Origin of the sequence: Bradyrhizobium sp. S3.3.6 (genome assembly GCF_040546905.1) — a bacterium.
GTDB classification, from domain to species: Bacteria; Pseudomonadota; Alphaproteobacteria; order Rhizobiales; family Xanthobacteraceae; genus Bradyrhizobium; species Bradyrhizobium cytisi.
This window is the reverse complement of sequence record NZ_JBEPOT010000004.1, coordinates 322044-345121: the sequence shown is the minus strand read 5'-3', so window position 1 is coordinate 345121 and position 23078 is coordinate 322044. Positions and strand designations below refer to the sequence as shown.

The following is a 23078-nucleotide window of genomic DNA, read 5'->3' as shown; positions in this document are numbered from 1 at the left end:
TTGCCGGCTACAGCTGCGGCCAGCGACCGACGGGCCGGGGCAGGGAGAACAATCATGGTCATAGGCTTGCCGATGCTGCGCTGCGCGGGGCTGGTGCTGGCGGTGTCTGCCTTCGCGCTCGCAGACGTAGCGTTCGCAGACTTGGCGCGCGCGGACGATCCGCCGCAGCCGCGCAACGAGGCGGCGGCGCCTGCGGGACAGAAGGGCGGTCGCGGCGGCAATGCAGCGCAGGCCTCGCCATCTGCCGCCGACCAGCATCGTCTGCCCGGAGATTCGACCACCAAGCAGACCCTCGATCTGCCGGGGCGAACGCTCAACTTTGCCGCGACCGCCGGCTCCATCCGCGTATTCGATGACAAGGGGGAGCCGCTCGCCGACATCGCCACCACGTCCTACGAGCTCGACGGCGCCGATCGCACGCGCCCGGTGACGTTCCTGTTCAACGGCGGGCCCGGTGCCTCGTCGGCGTGGCTCCAGTTCGGCGCGGCCGGGCCGTGGCGGCTGCCGCTCGACGGCGAGGGGGTGTCGCCGTCGGCCTCGCCCGAAGTGAAGCCTAACGCGGAAACCTGGCTCGACTTCACCGATCTCGTTTTCATCGATCCCGTCGGCACCGGCTACAGCCGTGTCATCGCGAGCGGCGAGGATGCACGCAAACGGTTCTATTCGGTCGATGGCGACGTCAACGCGATTGCGCTCGTGATCCGCCGCTGGCTCGAGAAGCACAACCGCCTGACCTCGCCGAAATATGTCGCTGGCGAGAGCTATGGCGGCATTCGCGGGCCCAAGGTCGTGCGCCAGTTGCAGATTCAGCACGGCGTCGGTGTCAAAGGCTTGGTCCTGGTGTCGCCGCTCCTGGATTTCCGCGAGTTCACAGGCACGAGCCTCCTGCAATATGTCGCGACCTTGCCGAGCTATGTGGCGGTGGCGCGCGAAGCCAAGGGGCCGGTCAAGCGCGCCGATCTCGCTGATGTCGAGGCCTACGCCCGCGGCGAATTTTTGGCCGATCTCGTCAAGGGTGAGGCGGACAAGGAAGCCTCCAATCGTCTTGCCGACAAGGTCGCGGAGCTCACCGGCATCGACCCGGCGGTGAGCCGCAGGCTCGCCGGCCGCTTCGACGTCGGCGAATTCCGTCGCGAGCTCGACCGCAAGAATGGCATGGTGACCGGGCGTTACGACGCCTCCGTGCGCGGCTTCGATCCCTATCCGGATTCGAGCAGCTCGCGCTTCGGCGACCCCTCGGGCGATGCGCTTCAGGCGCCGCTGACGAGTGCCGCGGTCGATGTGCTCACGCGCAAGCTCAACTGGCGCCCCGACGGCTCCTATGAAGTCCTCAACGGCGCCGTGGAGCGCAACTGGGACTTTGGTGGCGGCATCAACCCGCCGCAATCGCTGTCGGAGCTGCGCCAGATCCTCGCCACCGATGCGAAGCTGAACGTGCTGGTCGCGCATGGCCTGTTCGATCTCGCCACGCCCTATTTCGGCACGAAGCGGGCGCTCGACCAGCTACCGGCCTTTGTGACGTCGCGCGTGAAATTCGTCGTCTATCCCGGCGGCCACATGTTCTACTCGCGCGATGGCTCGCGACAGGCGCTTCGGAGCGAGGTCGAGGCGCTGATCAGGGAGTAGGCCGGCGTTTTCGTGGCGGGTATCTCCGTGCGATCTCGCGCGCGACGACGACCGCCGGCTTGACATTGGCGCCGGCGATCCAGATGTCGCTGACCTTGCCGCGCTTGTCACGGACGCGGCGCACCGGCTCGCCGTGGCTGGAAACTCCCGCGGCCCAAGCAAGCCTGCCGGTGTCGCGGCCGGTGACCTCGATCTCGCCGGAATCCATGAACGGATTGTTGAACTGGGGATTGGCGAGCAGCACGCGGTTGCCTATCGGCACGAAATCTGTCGCGCCCCAGATCGTCCACCAGCGGCCGGTCCAGTCGCGCAGGCGCCGGTCGGCTGCGCCGCGGGTCTTGAAGACGCGCAGGATCTGCATGGCACCGTCCATCCAGATCGGGGCTGCGCCGTCGATGGAGTTGCTGAGGATGCTGATCGCGAGCTCGCATCCGGGGATGGAGCAAGTCCGCGAGATGTAACCCTGGAAGCCGCCGCCATGCCCGAACCAGTCCCAGCCGTCGGTCTTGCCGGCGTTGACGCCAAGGCCGTAATAGCCCTCGAGACATTGCGGCACGCGCCAATGGTTGCGCGTCATCTCGCGGCGGCTCGCGACCGACAGCACGCTCTTCCTGGCGTTGGGAGCGAGCTGGGCAAAGAAACGCGCTGTGTCGGCTGCGGTAGCGACGAAGCCTGCGGCCGATGCCATCGCGTGCGCGGGATTATCGCCAGGGATTACGCAGCGCTCGCCGAGCGGCAGCTTTCGCGTGTGGCCGCGCGCAAACAGCGCGCCCCTGGGAAGCGGCGCATTTGGCTCGGTCTCGCGGAGGCCTGCAGGCTCGACGATCTCGCGCTTGATCCAGGCGGCGTAGGGCTCCTTGGTCACCGCTTCGATGATGAGCCCCATCAGGGCAAAGCCGTGGTTGGAATATTTGAAGCGCGTGCCTGGCTCGATCGCGGGAGGCCCCTTCAACTCGGCGAGCAGCTCCTTGGCGTCGAGATAGGGACGGCTGTCGATGAACTGGCCGGAATCGGCGCCGTCGCGCGTCAGCCCGGAGCTGTGCGAAAGCACCTGGGCAATCGTGGTCTCGGCCACGCGCGGATGCAGACCGCTCACATATTGGCCGACGGGATCGTCGAACCTGAGCTTGCGCTGCTCGCGCAGCTTCATGACGCCGGCCGATGTAAAACTCTTCGAGTGCGAGGCGATGCGGAAGCGATGGCGCGGGGTGAGCTTCTCGCCGGTGTCGAGATTGGCAAGGCCGAACGCATGTTCGGCGACAACCTCGCCGCGATGGACGTATGCGACCATGACGCCGGGCTGTTGGGCCGTCGTTTGCTGGAATTCGATCCAGGAGCCGATGTAGTCGATCGCGGATCGCAGCCACGTGTCCATTGCGCACCAATTTGCGAGGGGATCGGTTGCGAGAAGCTAGCCGAGAAAGCAGAACGGGCACAACCCGGAAGGTTGTGCCCGTTCTGTCATGCGAAGATGCGATGTCTTCAGTAGACGAGCGTCGCGCCGGTCGGCTTGTCGAGCGCGGCAGCCAGCGAGCGATATTCGGAGCTGTCGGTGCCGGCGAGCATGGCAATCTTGTTCAGGTGATACTGCGCCTGTTCACGGTTGCCCTGCTCGAGCTGCCAGAGGCCGTAATACTGCCAGGTGCGGACGTGGTTCGGATCGTCCTTCAGCGCGATCTCGTAATAGACTTTCGACGACTGGTAGTCGCCGAGCTTGCGATAGGAATAGCCGATCAGGTTCGCGACGTCGGCGACGTCGTCGCGCTTGAGCGACTTCAGCTGGCCGATCGCGCCCGTATAGTCGTTCCTGTCGTAGATCGTAGTATAGGCGGTGCGATAGGCCGCGAGGAATTTCGGGTCGCTGACGGAAGAGCTCTTCTTCTTGCCCTTCTTGGACGAGTTGTCCGACTTCGGCGGTGAGGAGGGCTCATCGCTGCCCGCCGCATAGGCGCTGGTCAGCACCGGCGCGGCCGCCAGCGACATGGCGACGAGTCCCGGCACGACAAGCATTGAGAATTTGCGCATTGAAGTTCTCCCGTATGGAACGTGGCGATCCTACACGATTGCCCGAATACCGGAACACCCGGTACGCAAAAACATTCCCGGCACCCCGGTGTATTCGCCTTTCCTCAGATGACAAACTTGTCATCGAGATGAACGGGAGCTGGCCGCGGGCTTCAGACAGGGTTCAGTGCGCTCCCTCTACGCTCTGACCCATGATCGAAGGGTTGGCGAGAGGGCGCCCGCCTCAAGATCCTTCCAAGAGGAGACCACCATGTTGAAGACCATTTCCGCAGCCTTGCTCGCAGCTTCCGTCATCGCAGCCCCGGCCTTCGCAGCTGAAGCCGGCAAGACAACCACGACCGCGCCAGTCATCAAGGCGGACCAGGCCCAGAGCAAGGTCTCGACCACCGCCGCGAAACCCGACGCCAAGACGGCCGACATCAAGTCGGGCGCCAAATCGGGCGCCAAGTCAGATGTGAAGGCCGATGCCGATACCAAGGCCAAGGCGATGAACGCCAACGCAGCGATCACGCCGGACCAGCACAAGACCGTGCGGACGCATCGTCATCACGACAAGCACCTTTCGGCCAAGAAGTCGCTGAAGACGCCGTCGGGCGTCACCAAGCCGGTGACTATCGAGAAGCGCAGCTAACGACTGATCTGATCCCGCGCGGCGGCATCCCTGGATTGCCCTGCTGCCGCGCGCGGAGTTCAGGCCCGGCTCGCCCGTCACGCCCCGCGCGCAAGCGCGAGGCGCTGGCGGCGGGCCGGTGCGCTGTCTGTGGAAGCGAATTCCCTTTGCGCAACCTTGGAGCTAGAAACAACTCCGAGTCCGACTGGCTGGAGCGAGTCCGACTGGCTGGAGAATGTGATCCCTTGGGGCGATTGGCGAAACGCGCGGCGATCCTGGTGCTGCCTCTGGCGCTCACGGCCTGTTTCGGCAGCGATGGGGACCGTCCGTCCCTGCTGGAGGGAGGCCAGGCCGGAGGGCCGCAGTCCTTTCCCGATAATTTTCGAAGTGACGCGCTGGCCCTGATGCGCGCCTATCTCAACAATCCGGTCGGCGTGCGCGACGCCAGCATGGCCGATCCGGTGCTGAGGGAGGTCGGCGGGCGGCAGTTCTATGTCAGCTGCCTGCACTTCACGCCGCGCGAGACCGATGGCACCTATAAGGCGATGCGAGAGCGCGCCATCATCTACGTCAACGGCCGGGCCGACCGCGTCATCGATCGCGCTAACGAGATCTGCGCAGGCGCGGTTTACGCACCCTTTCCAGAACTGGAAAAGATGGCGCGGTAGCGCAAAGCGCGCCTTCATCGCGCGATGCTAGGACAAGAACCGCCGGAGCCGCTGGATCACATTTCGGCGAGCTTTGAACGGATCGGTTTTGCCCTGCGACAAATCGTTACGGCTGGACATGTGCGGACGACAAAATCTGCCGGCGCAGGCCGGACGAGATGGAACAAAAGCGCGATGTTGCCGCTCCGTCACAGTTGCGAACGATCAACGTTCCGGCATCGCCGCGAAGCAACCCAATTCACGCCACGTTGTTTCCTGAGTGTCGTACGTGAAAGAACGGGGATGACCATGAAGACGATATTGCTCGGGGCAGCAGCTCTGCTCGCTCTGGCCGCACCGGCGGCCGCAGCGGACATGCAGCCGCACACTTACACCAAGGCTCCGGCCTACACGCCGCCGCAGGCGATCTACAATTGGACCGGCTTCTACATCGGCGGCCATGTCGGCGGCGCCTTCGCCGGGGACAGCAGCTTCCAATCCAGCGACGCCCGCTTCCTGGGCGGCGTGCAGGGCGGCTTCGACTACCAGTTCGCGCCCAATTGGGTGGTGGGTATCGAAGCCCAGTACTCCTGGCTGCCGACCAACAATAACGGTGTCACGTTCCCGCTGGGCACCCAGGTGACCTCGAGCACCGACCAACTCGGGTCGGTGACCGGCCGCATCGGCTACACCTGGGGCCCGACGCTGCTCTACGCCAAGGGCGGTTACGCCTGGCGCAACGGCGGTCTTGGCGTGAACATCGCCGGCGTGCCGCAGGCCTTCACCGCCACCGGCAACAGCAAGGACGGCTATACCGTCGGCGCCGGCCTCGAATACATGTTCGCGCCGAACTGGTCGGCCAAGGCCGAGTACCAGTATTATAACTTCGGCAGCACGACGATCACCGCCGGTCCAGCCGACGTCGTCGGCGTTCGCGGCCGGGACGACGAGCATACCGTCAAGGTCGGTGTGAACTACCGCTTCGGCTGGGGCGGTCCGGCGGCCTCGCGCTACTGATCCGCCGCGCGCGAGCACGACCACGATCTGACAAAGGCCGGCTTCCTGCCGGCCTTTCGCTTGTTTGCCTTGCGTGAACCATCTGGCGCGTCATTTGCAAGCAAACAGTCTGGCGCGCGCCTTCTCACGCGTGTCACGGGGATCGGGTAAACCAAAAATAATTTCTGCGACTTACGGAACTGGCGCTCCGGAAAGCGGTATTATTGAATTGCTGGGCTGGTGGGACAACGAACATGCGTATCTTGGCGTCGGTGGTGGTGGTCTCGTGTTTCGTCGCCCTGCCGTGCTCTGCCCAAACAATCCTCAAATCCGAGCCTTTGATGTTGGCACCCTACGAGGTCGCCTTCGTGAAGGACGCCTCCTGTCCGTCGGGCAAGGTGCTCAAGGTCACCGGGGCGATCCGCGGGCTGCACCGCCGCAAGGCCTGCGTGGCGCTTGCCGGTGAGCAGGCGTCGCTGGCGATCGCGACGCCCTGAGACACTCGGCCAGATCTCACGAGCTGAGCTGAAGCTCCAACCTGGATTCCCGCTCGGCGTCCGCCTTGTTCTTGGCGGGGTCCTCGCCTTGGGCGGCCCGGCATGATCTGATCTCATAGTCATTGTCGAGCACCCGGCGCGGACCTTGCCGCTCGTCGTCGGTGCCGAGGTCCACGACCAAGCCGCTCCGTTGCGCGAGTTTCCAGACGTCGGCTTCGCTCGGATAGGCCTTGCTGATCTGGCTGTCGTTGCAGAACAGGGCGTAGGGCATGCTTCCCGCTCCCGGAAAGCCCGTTAACGACTTCATGGCGCGAAGGGTTCCAAGCCGATCACGGGGCCGTGATCCGCCCTGATCAAGGGGGGAGGGGCGCCGTGCCCTGAGTCCCTTAACGAGTCCTGAATCCCCCAAAAAAGAAACTTTGGGACTCATTTGGCGGAATCAGCGGATGTTTCCGGCCATGTCGACCGACCTGAAAACCTGCTGCGGGCACATGCTTCTGCCCCTGACGCTGGCACTGTTCGGTGCCTGTGCAGCCAATCTCTGGCTGGTGTGGTCGTGGCTCTAAGGCCTTGGTCGCAGGCGGGCCCTACTTCTGGGCCGGCGGCGGCGGGGCGGCATCGCGGATGGCGGCGCGCAGCTTGGTCAGGGTCGCCGCGCAATATTCCTCGCGCTCGCGCTCGAAGCGCTCCTGATGCTTTCTGAAGTTAGCGATGCGCGCCTGCATTTCGCTGCGGAAATCGCCGGCCATCCGTGGCGGGGGGACCGGCAGCGGTTGGGGCGGCGGCGCGACCTGCGGCGGCGGATCGGCCTGCTGCGGCTCGAACGCGACGGTCACGGTCTGGACGGAGACAATCTCCGCGGCCAGGATCGGCGCAGCGGCAGCGGTATCCGGCTGACGGGCGCCATCCTTCTTGCCGGAAACCGATTGGACGAAGGCCAGTGTCTGCGCGATCAGTGCGTCGCGCTCCCTGATCCACTTCATGATCCACCACCCTGTTGGAGCTATTCCATCAAAGCCTGAGCGCCGAATCAAGAAGGCTGTCGGCAAGGGATTGCATATTTTTCCCGGACACCCGACAATGGATGGATGGATTCCAGGGCCGACCCGTCGGACGAAGCGCAGGGCCTGCGGCTCGTACGCGCCTTTCTGTCATTGCCGCCCGACAAGCGGGCGGAGGTGATAGCGTTCGTCGAGGATCTGGTGCGCGCCCATGCCGGGCCTGACGACGGGCATGGCATCTCCCCCATCCGTGATCGATAGCTATCGCTGGCGGATCGGGGCGCCCCATAGTCGATCGAAGCTTACGTGAGGCTTACGTGCGGCGTCCCGCTGGCTATTTTCCCGTAAGATTACCCGTGTCATTTCGTATCAAATTTTAACGTTGGCGGGTTCCAATGCCGCCGCCGGGACTGCTTCGGTCAATGGGGACCGAAAGATTATTAGGCGGCTGCGATGAGCTTTTTGAACAATTTGAAGATCGTGTCGAAGGTTGCGTTGATCGTGACCGTGATGGGCTTTGCCCTGGTCGCCGTTGCCGCCTTCGGCATTCGCGAGCTGTCCGCGACGGTCGACGGCTTCGGCGAACTCACCGCCATGCAGTCGGCAGCTCTCAACCTCACGCGGGCCCAGCGCCGCATCGAGACCTATCACGCCGCGCTCTATGCGGTGTTCACCGAGACGACCGAGGCGGGCAACGCCAATCGCCTCAAGATTGCGAGCCAGAACCGCAATGAAATTCGCCAGTATCTGGACGCTGCGGAGCAGGACGACCCGGCGAGAGCGGCCGAAACGAAGAGTGTCGGCGCGCAGTTGACGGCCGCCTTTACCGGCTGCGATCCGGTGCTCCAGGCCGGTGCGGCTGCAAGCAGCCCTGAGGAAAATGCCAAGGCCGCTGATCGTGCTCACAAGGAGTGTGACCCGCTGATCGATGCGGCTCTCGAGCGCGTTGCCAAGTTCACGACCGATACGTCCAAGGCCGTGACCAAGCGCAAGGAAGCCATCGAGGGCGACGCCAAATCCGCGACCTGGACCGTGATGAGCGTCAGCGCCAGCGGCCTGATCATCGGCATCGTGATTGCGCTCTTCATCGGTCTCGTGGCGATGTCGAAGCCAATTGCCCGGCTCAAGCTCGCCATGGAGGGCCTGGCGCGCAATGACCTCAAGACCGAGGTGCCCGAGAAGGACCGCCGCGACGAGATCGGCGAGATGGCCCGGACGGTCGAGGTATTCAAGACCAACGCGCTCGAGATGGAGCGGCTCAAGGCGGCGCAGGTGGAAGCCGAGAAGCAGGCCGCCGAGCAGCGCCGCCGCGACATGTTCAACCTGGCCGACGGTTTTGAGCGTGCGGTCGGTGAGATCATCGATACCGTCGGCTCCGCATCCACCGAGCTCGAAGCGTCGTCCTCGACGCTGGCCACCACCGCTCAGCGCGCGCAGCAGCTGACTTCAGTCGTCGCGGTTGCTTCCGGTGAAGCCACCGGCAACGTCCAGTCGGTTGCGACGGCGACGGAGGAGTTGTCGTCCTCGGTCAACGAGATCAGCCGCCAGGTGCAGGAATCCGCGCGGATGGCGAGCGAAGCCGTCAACCAGGCCCGCACCACGACCGAGCGGGTCAGCGAACTCTCGCTTGCGGCCACGCGCATCGGCGACGTCGTCGAGCTGATCAACACCATTGCCGGGCAGACCAATCTGCTGGCGCTGAATGCCACCATCGAGGCGGCACGCGCAGGCGAGGCCGGCCGCGGCTTTGCCGTCGTCGCCTCCGAGGTGAAGACACTGGCCGAGCAGACCGCGAAAGCGACCGGCGAGATCAGCCAGCAGATCTCCGGCATCCAGAACGCCACCCAGGAATCGGTGACCGCGATCCGCGATATCTCCGCGACCATCGAGCGGCTCTCGGAAGTGTCCTCGACCATTGCCGCGGCCGTCGAGGAGCAGGGCGCTGCGACCCAGGAGATCTCGCGCAACGTGCAGCAGGCGGCGCACGGCACCCAGCAGGTCTCGACCAACATCACCGATGTGCAGCGCGGCGCGGCCGAGACCGGCTCGGCGTCCTCGCAGGTGCTTTCGACCGCGAAGATGCTGGCGACCGACAGCACCCGGCTGAAGGACGAAGTCGGAAAATTCCTGCGGACGGTGCGCGCGGCCTGAGCCGCACGACATCCAGGGTCCGGCGGCCTCGCGCCGCCGGTACGCCGCCGCTCCTATTGCGGCAGCAAGAGCGCCATCGCGATCGCGAAAAGGAAGACCGTGGCCACCACGGCCGCGACCGCTCCGGCGATGATCTTGGCGCTTTCCCGGCTGGTATAAGGCTGCATGGTGCCTGCACTCTACCTGATGTTGAACTCTGATCCAATCCGTGGTCAGTAGCCGTCCCCGCGACGCAAGCGGACAACATGCATTCCAGAGGTTAGGCCATGAGCGATGATGTCAGCGACGGCTGGACCGCGTCCGCGTCTGCGTGGATCGTCGAGCAGGGCGAGCACGGTGATTATGGCCGACGTTTTGTGCTGGATGCACCGATGCGGGCGCGCCTCGAGGGGCGCGGCTTCCGCAACGCGCTCGATGTCGGCTGCGGGGAGGGGCGCTTCTGCCGCATCATGCAGCATGCCGGCATCCGCACGACCGGCATTGATCCGACCGAAGCGTTGCTCGGGCGTGCCAGGGAGCTCGACCCGCATGGCGACTACCGGCTTGGCCGTGCCGAGACGATGGAGGTCGAAGCGGAGTTCGACCTGGTCGTCAGCTATCTCAGTCTGATCGACATACCCGATCTCGCTGCGGCGATCGCGAAGATGGTGGCTGCGCTGCGGCCGGGCGGTACGCTTCTGATCGCCAACCTGACCAGCTTCAACACCGCCGGTCCGCCCGAAGGCTGGACACGTGACGGCGAGGGCGCCTTGCGCTTCATTATCGACCACTACATGGACGAGCGGTCGACCTGGGTGACCTGGCGCGGCATCCGAATCCAGAACTGGCATCGCCCGCTCAGCACCTACATGACGCTGCTGCTCGACCACGGCCTCCAATTGCGCCTGTTCGTCGAGCCGGAGCCCAAAGGCGGCGATCCCGACAGGAATGCCTTTCATCGCCGGGTGCCCTTCTTTCATATTATGGAGTGGCAGAAGCCGGCTTGAGCAGGTGCGGTCAGGCGGCGAGCTTCGCCTTGAAGAATTGTGTGACGCGATCGATCGCATCTGATGTCATCGGGTCGGTATCCGAGAAATCAAAGCCGTGGGCTTTGCCCGGATAGGGCACGAATTCGGTCTATACTGCGCTTGCGACGGAATCTTGGCGCGAGTCCCATCCGATGATCTCCCATCGTCCCTCCGTGCTTGCCCATGAGCGGTTCGTTGCCGACCGCGAGAATTTTGCCGGCCTCGATCTCGCCACGCGGTTCGAGCGGATTCAGCGGACCAACCTCTGGGGGGCTCCGACCTCGGTCTCGGGCCTCGGCTCGGAGGATCGCGCCACCGCGGGAATGCGCGAGACGCTGCCCGGCCTGTTGCAGCGGCTTGGCGCGCGTTCGCTGCTCGATGCGCCCTGTGGCGATGCGGGCTGGATCGGCAGCACCAATCTCGAGGTCGATTATACCGGCATCGACATCGTGCCGTCCCTGATCGCGGCCAATACAGCGCGGGTGGCGCGAGGGGATGTGCGCGGCCGCTTTCTCGTCGCCGACATCACGCGCGATCCGCTGCCGGGTTGCGACGTCATCCTGTGCCGCGACTGTCTTGTGCATCTGAGCTTCCAGAACATCGCGCACGCCATCGCTCGCTTCCGCGCAAGCGGCGCGCAATTCTTGCTGGCTACGACGTTTCCGGAGTGGGAAGACAATGGCGATTGCGAGGACGGCGACTGGCGCGCGCTCAACATGATCAAGGCGCCGTTCCACTGGCCGCCCCCGCGCGAACTGATCGACGAGCGCTGCGAGGAAGGCAATGGCGGCTGGCGCGACAAGAGCCTTGGGCTCTGGCGGCTCGATGAGTTGCCCGAAGGCGGCGCAGAGCCCGTCTGACAGGCCGCTTGGCCGTCATCGTCGCGACGCGCGATGCTGCAGGACCAGCACGCCCGTCACGCGTTTTCCGACAATGGGCATGCCAAATCCGCCGTTTCATGAGGCCATGCGAACTTCGCCGGACTCAAACCTCCGGACATCGAAGCAATAAATGCAGGGAGTGTGGTCGATGATCGATGCTAGATGCAGTTGTGGCGCAGTTGTAGTTTCGCTCCCGGGGCCGACCAGTCGGGTCGCGGCCTGTCACTGTATCGAATGCCAGCGGCGGACCGGCGCGCCATTTGGCGTCGGCGCGTTTTATCCGGCCGATGCCGTCGCGATCTCAGGGGCGCCGAAGGAATATGCTCGTCACGGCGAGAGCGGCGGCACAGTCCGTTCCTATTTTTGTCCTGACTGCGGCTCGACCGTTTACTGGAAGGCCGAAAGTCTGCCGGCGATGATCGGCGTCGCCGTCGGCGTGATTGCGGATCCGAATTTCCCGGCGCCGATCAAATCGGTGTTCGAGCGGTCGAAGCATGTGTGGGTGGAGATCACCGGCGCAGGCGTCGAGCATCTCCAACAAGGCAGTCTGCGGAAGACGTCGGGCTGACGGGTGCGCATCGAGGGTGGTGCCGGCTGAGGGGATTGAACCCCCGACCTTCGGTTTACAAAACCGCTGCTCTACCGCTGAGCTAAGCCGGCCACTCGCAAGGAACCCATGCGGGTTGCCGGCTGGCGCCAGCGCGTCCGCTTGTGCGCGGTCGCAATACCAGACTTGTCCGGGAAGTGCCAGAACCTGCAGTGGCGTCCGCCGGCATGAAACAGGCGGCCCCTTTTTGGTGCCGCCTGAGCCATTTCGATTGAGTTTTTGGGCCTACTGGCAGAGGTGCTGCCGACCGTCTTCACCCTTGAACCACGTGCCGGGCCTGCACACGATGCCGTTGCGGGCCGCATAGGCATCCCAATTGCCATACCAGCCGGGTCCGCTGCGGTCGTAGCTCGCGTAGGAATTGCTCCAGCCCTGGAACGGCGCGGTGGCGACCGTTGCTGCGGTGCCGACGGCGGCGCCCGCCACCGCCCCCGCCGCGTCGACCGGCCAGAAGCCCGATTGTCCCTGATTGTTCGGGTTCACTTGCCGCTGGGCCGTGTGCCGGCGGCGATAGGCGCGATCGGTGGCGGGATTGGCGGGGCCGAGATTTTGGCAAGCGGGATCCTGGAACAACCCCGTGCAGCGGGCCGAATTGTCGGCCGCGGTCTGCGCGAAGGCTGGTGTGGCCAGCGTGGACGCAACGATTGCGGCCAAGCCAAGAAGCTTCAGGCTTGTCATGGCATTTTCTCCATGTTGTTGAGACCTGTGCTAAGTGCGATCTGACGCTGTCGTTCCGCGTTTTCTGGCCTGCGGGGTCACATCGACGTGAACCCGCTCAGGATGTGAGATCTGTGCCAGGCAACCTTGTCTACGTGAGCGATGCAACGGCTGTCTCTCCCGTTAACGCTTCACTAGCGTGCTTCGCAGCATTTGAGCGCCGCGCGATCCTTACGCGTTAGGCTTACCGGAATTTGGTCAGCCGTCCTTAACCCTCTCTATGCTGCAATCCGTTAGGTTGTGCTCCGCATAACCGGAATCCTTCCATGCGCGCATTCGCGCTCGCAGCCTTTCTGATCGGACTGCCCGCAACGGCTCTTGCCGGCGGCGGCTTCGATATCGTCGTGCCCGGCCGTCCCGGCGTGCCCATCATCATCAACAATATCGATGCGTCCTACAGCGTCGTCGAAGGTGTCTGGGGCCTGGGCAAGAGCCTCCAGGTGCAGCCCACGATCTATGGCGGGCGCTACGTGGCCGAGCGGCAGCCCTCCGATGTCGGCCATTATTATCCGAGCATGGGCTTGCAGCCCGGCTATGGCCGCCTCGAGATCGAGCCGCCCGCGAACCGCAGATTGCCGCAGCCGGCAGAGAGCTATCACCAGAGCTGGGGCGCGTCATCCGCGCCGCTGCCGCCGCAAATGGATGTGCCGGTCAACCCGCCGCCGGTGATCCTCGCGCCTGAGATCAACGACCATCCGCGGCGCCCTCGACCGCGACCGCATGCAGAGATGCCCGGCAAGCCGCCGGGTTAAGAAGCGTCAAAATCCAAAAAAACGGAAATCAACAGGAGAGAGTAATGCGTCAGATGATTTCAGGACTGGTCGCGGCGGCTGCCGTGATGTTCGTGGGCAGCGCGCCGGCGATGGCCTGCGGCTTCAATCCGTGCCAGCCGGTTGCGCCGGTCTACTCCGGCTGCAACACCGGCTGCGGCGGTTACGGCTACGGCGCCGGCTACGGTTATGAGCGCCTCGCCGAGCCGAGCTCGCAATACTACTACGTCAACCAGGGCCCGACCTACACTGGCCCGGGTGCCTTCGCGCCGACTCCGACCTACCAGGAAGACGCGGTCGTCGCGCCCGCCAATTATGGCTACGGCTATGGCTATCGCGCGGCTGCCTATCCCTATCATCACCGCCCGTACTACCGTCCGTATCGCTATGGCTACGGCCCGCGCTACGGCTATCTGCCGCGCACGCATTACGGCTATGGTCCGCGCTATGGCTACGCCCATCGCTACGCGCCTGCGCCGTATTACGGCGGCCACCGCGTCCTGCGCCGCTATTACTGATCTCTGATCGGTTGAGCCCAATGAAGCGCCCGTCCGCGTGATGCGGACGGGCGTTTCGTTTTGTCTCCAAAACAACCCCATGCACAGTAGCCGCGGATAGCGAAATCAAGGACTTGAAGTGCAACGAGATCGAGATGAGTGATCATCGCGCACTGGCTCGTTGTTCGAGCCTGTCATTTCCGAAAAACAGAAATTCGCTTGACCCGTCGGGCAAAACAGGCGCACGATGGCATCGTCGGGATGTGCGCAGCGACGCCTAGCGCTTCATCAGTCCGAGCCGGCTCGCGCCGACATAGAGCGAGAGCGCGGCGGCATTCGAGACGTTGAGGCTCTTGATCTCGCCGGGCATGTCGAGCCGCGCCACGACGCTGCAGGTCTCGCGAGTCAATTGCCGCAAGCCTTTGCCTTCGGCACCCAGCACCAGAGCGAGCGGCTCGCGTAGCGTGACGTCCGAGAGGTCCTCGCTGCCTTCGCTGTCCAGACCGACAGTCAGGAAGCCGCTGTCGTTCAACTCGTTCAGCGCGCGGGCGAGGTTCTGCACGGTGATGACAGGCACCAGCTCCAGCGCGCCGGAGGCGGCCTTGGCGAGCACGCCGGTCGCTTCCGGGCTGTGGCGCGCGGTGGTGACGATCGCTTTCACCGCGAACGCGGCGGCGGAACGCAGGATGGCGCCGACATTGTGCGGATCGGTGATCTGGTCGAGCACCAGCACCATGCCCTCCAGCGCCAAATCCTCGATGTCGGGCGAGGGCAGGGGATCGGCCTCCGCGAGCAGGCCCTGATGCACGGCGTCGGGCGACAGCAGCCGGTCGATCTCCTGGGGCCGAACGATCTCGGGCGCGATCCGGGTCTCGATGTTCTCGTCCGCCAGGCGCCGGGCGGCGTTCTCGGTCAGCGTCAGCTTGCGGATCCGTCGCTGCGGGTTCGCGAGCGCCATCGTGACGGTGTGCCAGCCATAGAGGATGACGGGTCCGTCGGCATGCGAATCGCGGTCGCGCCAGGCCGGCCGGCCGGCCGATTTTCCCGGTTTGTTGAAGGGCTTAGCCCCGCCGCGGGGGCCCCTTGGGGTGAATTTTCGATCCTTCATGCGCTCGCTTGTGTCACGGGTCCCGGAATATGGCAATTTGGGTGGCTTCGAGGGCGATTTTAGCTGTTCGCCTCGGTTGACTTTGCCCCACCGCATCGCCCATAAACGCGCCCGGTCGCGCCCCCATCCGGGCTGTCGCGGCCTTCACGTTCCATGGCCGTCTTCGGTCGCCGGCAAGGTCCGGCCCGATTGTGCTGCCGTCGAGCGGGGGAGTGTCCCGAGTGGCAAAGGGAGCTGACTGTAAATCAGCCGCCTTATGGCTTCGCAGGTTCGAGTCCTGCCTCCCCCACCAGCCTTCGCTCACTTCGCGAGCTTCGGCTGGGCAGGCCAGCCAAGATGACTATTGCGCGAAGCTAGCGAAGGCTGCCACGCCGTAGCCCGATGGGCGCAGGCGGGCTGTCTCCAAATGCTACCCCAGCATCTCCTTCACCATCGGCACCACCTTCCGCCCGTAGAGCTCGATGCTCTTCATCAGCTTCTCGTGCGGCAACGGCCCCGCCGAATATTTCAGCTGAAACCGTGCAATGCCAAGCGCCTTGGCCGTCCTGGCGATCTTGCGCGCGACCGTATCCGGCGAGCCGACATAGAGCGAGCCGTGCTCGGCTTCGCTGACGAATTCGTCGCGGCCCATCGCCGGCCAGCCGCGCTCACGGCCGATGCGGTCGCGCATGGCCTTGTAGTCCGGCCAGAGCTCTTCGCGGGCCTGTTCGTCGGTCTCGGCGACGTAGCCGGGTGAGTGCACGCCGATCGGCTGCGCGGGGCGGCCGAACTCCTTGAAGGCGCGGTGATAGAGATCGACGTAGGGCGCGAAGCGTTCGGGATCGCCGCCGATGATGGCGAGCATCAGGGGCAGGTCGTAATGCGCGGCGCGCACCACGGATTGCGGGCTGCCACCGACACCGATCCAGGTTTTGAGCGTTCCGTTCTCGACCGGCGGATAGACCAGCTGATCCCTCAGCGGCGGACGCAGCTTACCTTCCCAGCTCACCGGCTTCTGCGACAGCAATGCGGCGAACAGATCGAGCTTCTCCTCGAACAGGTCCTCGTATTTGCGCAGGTCGAAGCCAAACAGCGGAAAGGATTCCGTGAACGAGCCGCGGCCGAGGATCACCTCGGCGCGTCCATTGGAGAGCGCATCCATCGTGGCAAAGCGCTGGAATACGCGGATCGGATCGTCCGAGCTCAGCACCGTCACGGCCGAGCCGAGACGAATGCGCTTGGTGCGCGATGCGATCGCGGCGAGCACGGTTTCGGGCGAGGAGATTGCGAAATCGGCACGGTGATGCTCGCCGAGCCCGATGAAGTCGAGTCCGAGCTCGTCGGCCAGCACCGCCTCGTCGAGGACGTTGCGGATCACCTGCGCATGCGGAAGCATGCTGCCGGTTGCGCCCCTGGTGACGTCGCCAAAGGTATCAAGTCCGAATTCGAGCGGTGCGGTCATCGATCAGGTCTCTGTGGGGAGGATCGTCGAGACTTAATGGATGGCCACCGAGCCACAAGGGCATTCGCGGAAATGCTCGGTTTCCGTTTTACCGCCACATCCCTCGCATCCGCGCGCCGATGTCGATCTTCGGGCCTTGCGATGCGGCGCGCGCGCCTGCCGCGGCGGCCTTCGGCCAGGCGGCGCGCTCGAACAGATAGACCAGCTGCTCCGGGATGAAGCGGGTGCGTGAGGCGTAGACGTGGCGGTCGCCCCTGGCTTGCTGGCCATGGACGAAGAAGCGTTGCGGCACGACGAGATGCAGATCGTCCTTGGCGCGCGTCATCGCGACGTAAAGCAGGCGGCGCTCCTCCTCGAGCTCGGCGCTGGTGCCGGCGCCGAGGTCGGACGGCATGCAGCCGTCGACGACGTTGAGCACGAACACCGACTTCCATTCCTGGCCCTTGGCGGAATGGATGGTGGAGAGGATCAGATAGTCCTCGTCGCGCAAAGGAGGCCCGGATTTGTCGCTGGTCGCGTTCGGCGGATCGAGCGTGAGTTCGGTCAGGAATTTTTCGCGCGATGAATAGCCGCTCGCGATCTGCTCGAGCTGCATCAGATCGGCGCGGCGCGTCTCGGAATCCTCGTGGATGCGGTCGAGGTGCGGCTCGTACCAGAGACGCACGCGCTCGAGATCGGCCGGCCATTCCGAGTAGCGCAAGTTTTCGACCGTGCGGACGAAGCCCGTCCAGTCAGCGCCAGTGCGCGGCGGCACCGGAAGCTGGCCGAGCGCATGCAGCGGGTCCATGCTCTCGGCCATCTGGTCCAGCACGCGCTGCGCGGTCGCGGGCCCAATGCCCGGCAGCAGATGCAGGATGCGAAAACCGGCGACGCGATCGCGCGGGTTCTCGGCAAAGCGCAGCAGCGCCAGCACGTCCTTGACATGCGCGGCGTCGAGGAATTTCAGTCCGCCGAATTTCACGAAGGGGATGTTGCGGCGGGTCAGCTCGATTTCGAGCGGGCCGGAATGCGATGATGTCCGGAACAGTACCGCCTGGTGCTTGAGAAGCGCGCCCTGCTCGCGATTGGCCAGCACCTGCTCGACGATGTAGCGGGCCTGGTCGGCCTCGTCATGCACGGTGACGAGCTGCGGCTTGTGCGCGGAGATGCGGTCGGTCCAGAGGTTTTTTGTGAAGCGCTCGCGCGCGAGGCCAATGACGCCGTTGGCCGCCGCCAGCACCGGTTGGGTCGAGCGGTAATTGCGGTCGAGCGTGATCATTTCCGCGCGCGGCGAGAAGCTCTGCGGAAAATCCAGGATGTTGCGCACGGTCGCGGCGCGGAACGAATAGATCGACTGCGCATCGTCGCCGACCACGGTGAGCCCGCGTCCATCAGGCTTCAGCGCCAGCAGGATCGAGGATTGCAGGCGGTTGGTGTCCTGATATTCGTCGACCAGCACGTGATCGAAGCGGCCGCCGATCTCGTCGGCGATCAGCGTGTCGCTCATCATCTGCGACCAGTACAGCAGGAGATCGTCGTAATCGAGCACGTGCTGGGCCTGCTTGGCCTCCACGTAAGCGGCAAACAGCCCCTTCAGTTCGGCGGCCCAGCCCGCGCACCAGGGATAATGCTGGCCGAGCACCTTCTCGATCTCCATCTCGGCATTGACGCAGCGCGAGTAGATGGACAGGCACGTGCCCTTGGCCGGAAAGCGGCTCTCCGTCTTCGACAACCCGCGTTCGTGCCGGACCAGATTCATCAGGTCGGCGGAATCCTCGCGATCGTGGATGGTGAAGGCGGGATCGACGCCGATGCGCTCGGCATATTCGCGCAGGAGCCGCGCGCCGATGCCGTGGAAAGTGCCAGCCCAGGTGAGCGCATCGCGCATGATCGCGGCGTTGTTCTCGCCCAGCACTTTTCGGGCGATGCGCTCGACGCGGCTGGCCATCTCGGCGGCCGCGCGGCGGGAAAACGTCATCAGCAGGATGCGGCGCGGATCGGCACCGGCGACGATCAGATGCGCGACGCGGTGGGCGAGCGTATTGGTCTTGCCGGAGCCGGCGCCGGCAATGACGAGCAGGGGGGCGCCCACGGTCGCGCCATCGGCCACGCCATGCTCTACGGCGCGGCGCTGCTCCGCATTGAGCGTGTCCAGATAGGTTGTCACGAATCGCCCCGATGAAGTCTGCAGAATCAACGATCCTCAGGCGAACCGCAATGTGGCTGGACGCAAGTCACCCAAGGATTTAGGGGAGAGGGCGTTTGCCCCGCAATATGCGTCCTACTTCTGGTTCCTGGCCTTTGGCGGACGTCTGATCCGCCGCCGCATGGATGCGGCGACGGACGGCAAGACCTGATGGCGCCGCTGCCCGTCATCCCTTGGTCGCTGTCGCGCCGAACCCATCGGCCGGCACGTAAAGCTTGACAGGTCGGATTTCGTAGACCGCACTGGGATTGACCTGGCGCAGCAACCGCGCCGCCGCGATCGCCTCGTCATCCGTGTCGTATTCGACGAGGTGGAAGCCCAGAAGCTGCTCCTTGGTTTCGGCGAACGGGCCGTCCAGCACGATCCCAGGGCCGGGGCCACGCAAGGTGCGGGCCTTTTGGGTGTCATCCAGACGGGCGGCCGGCCCAAGGTGTCCGCTTGCCCTCAAGGGCGCCTGAACCTCGATGACTTTGGCGACGACCGCGGCATCCTCCGCCGGCGACCACGACAAAATCTCGTCTTCCACATGGTAAGCCAGGATCGCGTAAAGCATCTTCACCTCGTTTGTTTTTGGGCGGGCAGCACGAAGGACGTATGGTCGCCGCCGATACCGACAACGGCCGACCTCAAGATATCGCGTCGCGGCGTGTGCGACGAAACGTTTCTGAAACCCGATTGCCGCCCGGCGTGCTGATTGCCTCCGTCGCCGTACGCGAGTGACTTCGCACGCTCTGAGCCGGCGTTGTCAGGGGGCGCTTAGAACCTGCTTGACGAGGGCCTCGCGCAGCGCCGCCAGCTCGCCGCTCGTCTCCATCTGCTCGATCACCTGTCCAACTTTCGGCACCAGGTCGCGGTGGCGTTCGTGCAGGTAATGGTAGATGCGGATGCGCTCGAGCGGCGGCGAGAGCGGGTAGATCCTGGCCTGTAGATTGAGCTTGCGAACAGCGACCAGCCCGCTGAAGAGGTCGGTGACCATCACGTCGAAACGATCGGCATCGAGCATCCTGATCATGTTCTCGAGGCTCATGGTCGCCGTGACGTGGTCCATGCCGCGCGTGCCGGCTTCCGACGAGCCGACGCCGCGGACGATGCCGATGCTGTAGTCCCTGATGGAATTCCAGCCGTTCACGTCGAAATGGAGTTTGGTCGCGAACACAGCGGGTTCGATGTAGTTGATCGCCGGCGTCACCTTCAGCAGCGTCGGGTAATCGCGCGACAGCGTTCCGATCCGCTGGATTTCACCATCGACCTCGCCGGCGCTCGACAGGGCCAGCGCCCGCTTGCCGGGGACGTCCTCGAATTCGAGCTTGATGTTCAGCTTGGCGTAGACAGCCCGCAGCATCTCGCCGCCGACATACTGATCGGGAATGTCGGCGATCCGCGCCAGCCGGATCACTGACTGCGCGGAGGACGAGCCGGCTGCGAACAGCGACAGGCAGACGATGACTATCCGCCACATGGGCGCCTCTCTGACTGTTGCTTGCTACCATCGGCTTCGGCAGCGCGCGTGATCTACCAGAGATGGGGACTCGCGCAGGGCCACAACACACATCGTTCGCCCGCCATGCGGGCGACACCTGATTTTCACCGATGTCATTCTAGCATGCGAAGTGGTACCTTGCGCGAGGATCCTGCTGCTGGGCGCAAGATATGACCCCACCGACCTCAGATCGCCCAAGGGCCGACAGGATTGCTGCGCGCATCGCGTGCTGAGGAAGAATCAAAACCGTTGAATTGCGCGAGGCTGCGACCGGCAGGCCGGAGAGGTGTCGCCATTTTCGGGGACGGGGTGCATGGGCAACGCAGGTGACAAGAATCCCGATCGCAGCCGCGCCGTTACGCCGGCGGCCGCGAAGCAGGATTTGAGCGGCATCGGAATCGCGTTCACGTCCCCGATGCTCGCGGCGCTGCTATCGCGGATCTTCAACTGGTCGCGAAGCGGCATCGGGCCCCGCCTGCTTGCTGCCGTGCTGCTGTTCTCCTCGATCGTGACGCTGACACTGACCGCGCTCCAGCTCTATCTGGACTATGATCGCGAAGTCGGCGTGATCGAGACGCGGCTCGAGGAGGTCGGCCGCAGCACCACGGGCAGCCTCGGCGAGAGCCTGTGGAATCTCGACCAGAACCAGCTCAAGCTCCAGCTCGACGGTATCCTGCGGCTGCCCAGCATGCGCGCCGCCGAGGTCCGTGAGATTGCCGATCGCCCTAATCCCATCCGTGTCGCCGTCGGTGAGCAGAGCAGCCGCTCGGTCGTGACGCGCGACTATCCCCTGACCTATGCTGTGCAGGGGACCGCGCGCGCGATCGGCGTGCTCCATGTCGAGGCGACGCTGAGTGATGTCTATCAGCAATTGCTGAACCGGGCTCTCGTCATCCTGGCAAGCCAGGCGGCAAAGACGTTCCTCGTCTCGCTGTTCATCATCTACATGGTCCACATTCTGGTGACGCGGCATCTGGTTGCGATCGCCGAGTTTGTCAGCAAGTACAGCCTGGCGCGGCCGCCGCCGCCGTTGCATCTGGAGCGACGGCCTCCTCACGATCCCGACGAGCTGGACAAGGTGATCGACGCATTCAACGCCATGTGCGCCAACCTCGGTCGTGCCTATGGCGAGTTGCGCGAGGCCAATGCGAATCTCGAACGTGATCTGAAGATCCGCCGGCGCGCCGAAGAGGATGCGCGCGCGAGCGAGCAGCGCTTTCGCGACTATGCCGAGACCGCATCCGACTGGTTCTGGGAAACCGGGCCGGATCATGTGTTCACCTATATATCGGACCGGGCCGGCGCCTTCGGCATGGATCGCGAGGTCCTGATCGGCAAGCGACGTCCGGATGCCGCCTTCGACCACGATGCCGAGGCGCAGAAATGGCATGACCACATGGCGACGCTGGATCGTCACGAGCCGTTCCGGATGTTCGAGTATCGCGGCCGCGATCGAGCCGGGCGTCTGCACTACTTCAGTGTCAACGGTCAGCCGGTGTTCGCCGAGGACGGCCGTTTCATGGGCTATCGCGGCTCCGCCACCGATCTCACGTCGCAGCACGAGACCGAGGAGCGGCTTCGCCAGTCCCAGAAGATGGATGCGATCGGCCAGCTCACCGGCGGCGTCGCGCACGACTTCAACAACGTGCTCACCGTCATCACCGGCACCATCGAGATCATTCAGGAGGGGCTTGCCGAGAAGCCAGAACTCGCCGCGATCGCCCAGCTCATCGACGATGCGGCCTCGCGCGGTGCCGAGATCACGTCTCAGCTCCTGACGTTTGCGCGGCGCCAGCCGCTGGAGCCGCGCGAGATCGACGTCAATGGTCTCGTGCTCGAGACGGCGAAGCTGTTGCGGCCGATCCTCGGCGAGCATGTCGAGATCGTGACACGGCTCGCGGACGATGCGCGGCTGGCGATGGCAGATCCGTCGCAGCTTTCGTCGGCGATCGTCAATCTCGCCGTCAATGCGCGCGATGCCATGCCGGATGGCGGCAGGCTCACGCTCGAGACGGCAAACCGGGAGCTCGACAGCACCGGCAATGGCGACGGCGATGCCGGCTCATACGTCATGGTCGCCGTGGCCGACACCGGTCACGGCATCCCCGCCGACATCCGTGACCGCGTGTTCGAGCCGTTCTTCACCACCAAGGGGGTCGGCCGCGGCACCGGACTTGGTCTGAGCATGGTCTACGGCTTCGCCAAGCAGACCGGCGGCACCGTCGCGATCGAGAGCGAGGAGGGCCGCGGCACGGTGATGCGGCTGTTCCTGCCACGATCGGCGGGCGAGGCCGCGGCGAGGACCGGGCCGGTGGCGGCGCCCGCGCCGGCGCGCGGGCGCGAGACCATCCTCGTGGTCGAGGACGATCCGCTCGTGCAGGGTTATGTCATCGCCCAGCTCGGCAGCCTCGGCTATCGCACGCTGACTGCCAGCGATGGCGCAAGTGCGCTTGCGCTGGTCGACCAGGGGGTGAGCTTCGATCTCCTGTTCACGGACATCATCATGCCCGGCGGCATGAACGGGCGGGAATTGGCCGAAGCGGTCCGGCTCCGCCGGCCGCGCGTGCGGGTGCTCTACACCTCCGGCTATAGCGACAACACCATCGTCCACGAGGGACATCTCGATCCCGGCGTGGCGCTGCTCCAGAAGCCGTATCGGAAGACTGACCTGTCTCAGAAGATCCGAGAGATGCTCACGGGCGAGGGGCCGCTCTGAGCGCACGCGCGAGGCCAGCGAAAACGGCCCGACCAAAGAACCGGCCTGACCAAAGAAAAGGCGCGGCGGGGAGACCCCGTCGCGCCCGATTTCTTGCTCGCTGGTCCAGGGCTGAG

Annotated in this window: 23 protein-coding genes and 2 tRNA genes; 14 read left to right on the top strand and 11 right to left on the bottom strand. The window is 64.7% G+C overall.

Annotated elements, in window-relative coordinates; genetic code table 11:
* Window positions 1–54: 54 nt before the first annotated feature.
* Entirely contained in the window at window positions 55–1626 is a 1572-nt protein-coding gene (locus ABID59_RS14325; RefSeq protein WP_354083791.1) for a S10 family peptidase, read from the top strand.
* On the opposite strand, the gene ABID59_RS14320 is transcribed toward ABID59_RS14325, so the two are convergent.
* Both ABID59_RS14320 and ABID59_RS14315 read right to left on the bottom strand, forming a co-directional pair.
* Window positions 1616–3001, bottom strand: a complete 1386-nt coding sequence (locus ABID59_RS14320; protein ID WP_354083790.1) for a serine hydrolase domain-containing protein — start codon at window positions 2999–3001, stop codon at window positions 1616–1618. The genes ABID59_RS14325 and ABID59_RS14320 overlap by 11 nt on opposite strands.
* 107 nt (window positions 3002–3108) lie before the next feature.
* Window positions 3109–3651, bottom strand: a complete 543-nt coding sequence (locus ABID59_RS14315; RefSeq protein WP_354037252.1) for a tetratricopeptide repeat protein — start codon at window positions 3649–3651, stop codon at window positions 3109–3111.
* A gap of 250 nt (window positions 3652–3901) precedes the next feature.
* Between ABID59_RS14315 and ABID59_RS14310 the strand changes: the two genes are divergently transcribed.
* From ABID59_RS14310 to ABID59_RS14295, 4 genes are all read left to right on the top strand, one after another.
* Window positions 3902–4282 carry a His-rich protein BRANT gene (locus ABID59_RS14310; RefSeq protein ID WP_354083789.1) on the top strand — a complete coding sequence of 127 codons (381 nt, stop codon included), beginning with the start codon at window positions 3902–3904 and terminating at the stop codon, window positions 4280–4282.
* Between the two features lie 224 nt (window positions 4283–4506).
* Window positions 4507–4929, top strand: coding sequence for a hypothetical protein (locus ABID59_RS14305; protein WP_187434722.1), 423 nt, complete (start codon window positions 4507–4509; stop codon window positions 4927–4929).
* A gap of 288 nt (window positions 4930–5217) precedes the next feature.
* The gene (locus ABID59_RS14300) at window positions 5218–5925 is read left to right on the top strand and encodes an outer membrane protein (RefSeq protein WP_187434723.1); all 708 of its coding nucleotides are present in this window, start codon (window positions 5218–5220) and stop codon (window positions 5923–5925) included.
* A 233-nt stretch (window positions 5926–6158) separates the two neighbouring features.
* Window positions 6159–6401, top strand: coding sequence for a hypothetical protein (locus ABID59_RS14295; protein ID WP_354083788.1), 243 nt, complete (start codon window positions 6159–6161; stop codon window positions 6399–6401).
* Between the two features lie 16 nt (window positions 6402–6417).
* Here ABID59_RS14295 and ABID59_RS14290 read toward each other — a convergent pair whose 3' ends face one another.
* Complete coding sequence (locus ABID59_RS14290; protein WP_148750186.1) at window positions 6418–6672, bottom strand: hypothetical protein; 255 nt, start codon at window positions 6670–6672, stop codon at window positions 6418–6420.
* A gap of 316 nt (window positions 6673–6988) precedes the next feature.
* Entirely contained in the window at window positions 6989–7384 is a 396-nt protein-coding gene (locus tag ABID59_RS14285) for a hypothetical protein (protein ID WP_354083787.1), read from the bottom strand.
* Window positions 7385–7489: 105 nt separating this feature from the next.
* On the opposite strand from ABID59_RS14285, the gene ABID59_RS14280 reads away from it, so the two are divergent.
* The 5 genes from ABID59_RS14280 to ABID59_RS14260 all read left to right on the top strand — a co-directional run bounded on the left by ABID59_RS14280 (window position 7490) and on the right by ABID59_RS14260 (window position 12009).
* Window positions 7490–7663, top strand: coding sequence for a hypothetical protein (locus ABID59_RS14280; protein ID WP_187434724.1), 174 nt, complete (start codon window positions 7490–7492; stop codon window positions 7661–7663).
* A gap of 192 nt (window positions 7664–7855) precedes the next feature.
* Window positions 7856–9553 (top strand): methyl-accepting chemotaxis protein, encoded by a 1698-nt coding sequence (locus ABID59_RS14275; protein WP_354083786.1) that lies wholly within the window; start codon window positions 7856–7858, stop codon window positions 9551–9553.
* Window positions 9554–9819: 266 nt separating this feature from the next.
* Complete coding sequence (locus tag ABID59_RS14270; protein ID WP_354037245.1) at window positions 9820–10539, top strand: class I SAM-dependent methyltransferase; 720 nt, start codon at window positions 9820–9822, stop codon at window positions 10537–10539.
* A gap of 173 nt (window positions 10540–10712) precedes the next feature.
* Entirely contained in the window at window positions 10713–11420 is a 708-nt protein-coding gene (locus ABID59_RS14265) for a class I SAM-dependent methyltransferase (RefSeq protein WP_354037243.1), read from the top strand.
* A 169-nt stretch (window positions 11421–11589) separates the two neighbouring features.
* Window positions 11590–12009 carry a GFA family protein gene (locus ABID59_RS14260; protein WP_354083785.1) on the top strand — a complete coding sequence of 140 codons (420 nt, stop codon included), beginning with the start codon at window positions 11590–11592 and terminating at the stop codon, window positions 12007–12009.
* Between the two features lie 17 nt (window positions 12010–12026).
* Here ABID59_RS14260 and ABID59_RS14255 read toward each other — a convergent pair.
* Together ABID59_RS14255 and ABID59_RS14250 are read right to left on the bottom strand one after the other, a co-directional pair.
* Window positions 12027–12101, bottom strand: a tRNA-Thr gene (locus ABID59_RS14255).
* 172 nt (window positions 12102–12273) lie between these two features.
* Entirely contained in the window at window positions 12274–12726 is a 453-nt protein-coding gene (locus tag ABID59_RS14250; RefSeq protein WP_354083784.1) for a hypothetical protein, read from the bottom strand.
* Window positions 12727–13031: 305 nt separating this feature from the next.
* Between ABID59_RS14250 and ABID59_RS14245 the strand changes: the two genes are divergently transcribed.
* Window positions 13032–13517, top strand: coding sequence for a hypothetical protein (locus ABID59_RS14245; RefSeq protein WP_148750264.1), 486 nt, complete (start codon window positions 13032–13034; stop codon window positions 13515–13517).
* A 44-nt stretch (window positions 13518–13561) separates the two neighbouring features.
* Window positions 13562–14053: a hypothetical protein gene (locus ABID59_RS14240; protein WP_354083783.1), complete on the top strand. Its 492-nt coding sequence runs from the start codon at window positions 13562–13564 to the stop codon at window positions 14051–14053.
* A 256-nt stretch (window positions 14054–14309) separates the two neighbouring features.
* On the opposite strand, the gene rlmB is transcribed toward ABID59_RS14240, so the two are convergent.
* The gene (gene rlmB / locus ABID59_RS14235; protein WP_354083782.1) at window positions 14310–15140 is read right to left on the bottom strand and encodes a 23S rRNA (guanosine(2251)-2'-O)-methyltransferase RlmB; all 831 of its coding nucleotides are present in this window, start codon (window positions 15138–15140) and stop codon (window positions 14310–14312) included.
* A 206-nt stretch (window positions 15141–15346) separates the two neighbouring features.
* On the opposite strand from rlmB, the gene ABID59_RS14230 reads away from it, so the two are divergent.
* Window positions 15347–15432 (top strand) — tRNA-Tyr (locus tag ABID59_RS14230).
* Between the two features lie 117 nt (window positions 15433–15549).
* On the opposite strand, the gene ABID59_RS14225 is transcribed toward ABID59_RS14230, so the two are convergent.
* The 4 genes from ABID59_RS14225 to ABID59_RS14210 all read right to left on the bottom strand — a co-directional run bounded on the left by ABID59_RS14225 (window position 15550) and on the right by ABID59_RS14210 (window position 20225).
* Window positions 15550–16581, bottom strand: coding sequence for an LLM class flavin-dependent oxidoreductase (locus ABID59_RS14225; RefSeq protein WP_354083781.1), 1032 nt, complete (start codon window positions 16579–16581; stop codon window positions 15550–15552).
* Between the two features lie 88 nt (window positions 16582–16669).
* Complete coding sequence (locus tag ABID59_RS14220; RefSeq protein WP_354083780.1) at window positions 16670–18727, bottom strand: ATP-dependent helicase; 2058 nt, start codon at window positions 18725–18727, stop codon at window positions 16670–16672.
* A 205-nt stretch (window positions 18728–18932) separates the two neighbouring features.
* Entirely contained in the window at window positions 18933–19319 is a 387-nt protein-coding gene (locus ABID59_RS14215; RefSeq protein WP_354083779.1) for a YciI family protein, read from the bottom strand.
* A gap of 192 nt (window positions 19320–19511) precedes the next feature.
* The gene (locus ABID59_RS14210; RefSeq protein ID WP_354083778.1) at window positions 19512–20225 is read right to left on the bottom strand and encodes a substrate-binding periplasmic protein; all 714 of its coding nucleotides are present in this window, start codon (window positions 20223–20225) and stop codon (window positions 19512–19514) included.
* 334 nt (window positions 20226–20559) lie between these two features.
* Here ABID59_RS14210 and ABID59_RS14205 point away from each other — a divergent pair, with 334 nt between their 5' ends.
* The gene (locus ABID59_RS14205) at window positions 20560–22962 is read left to right on the top strand and encodes an ATP-binding protein (RefSeq protein ID WP_354083777.1); all 2403 of its coding nucleotides are present in this window, start codon (window positions 20560–20562) and stop codon (window positions 22960–22962) included.
* Window positions 22963–23078: the final 116 nt, after the last annotated feature.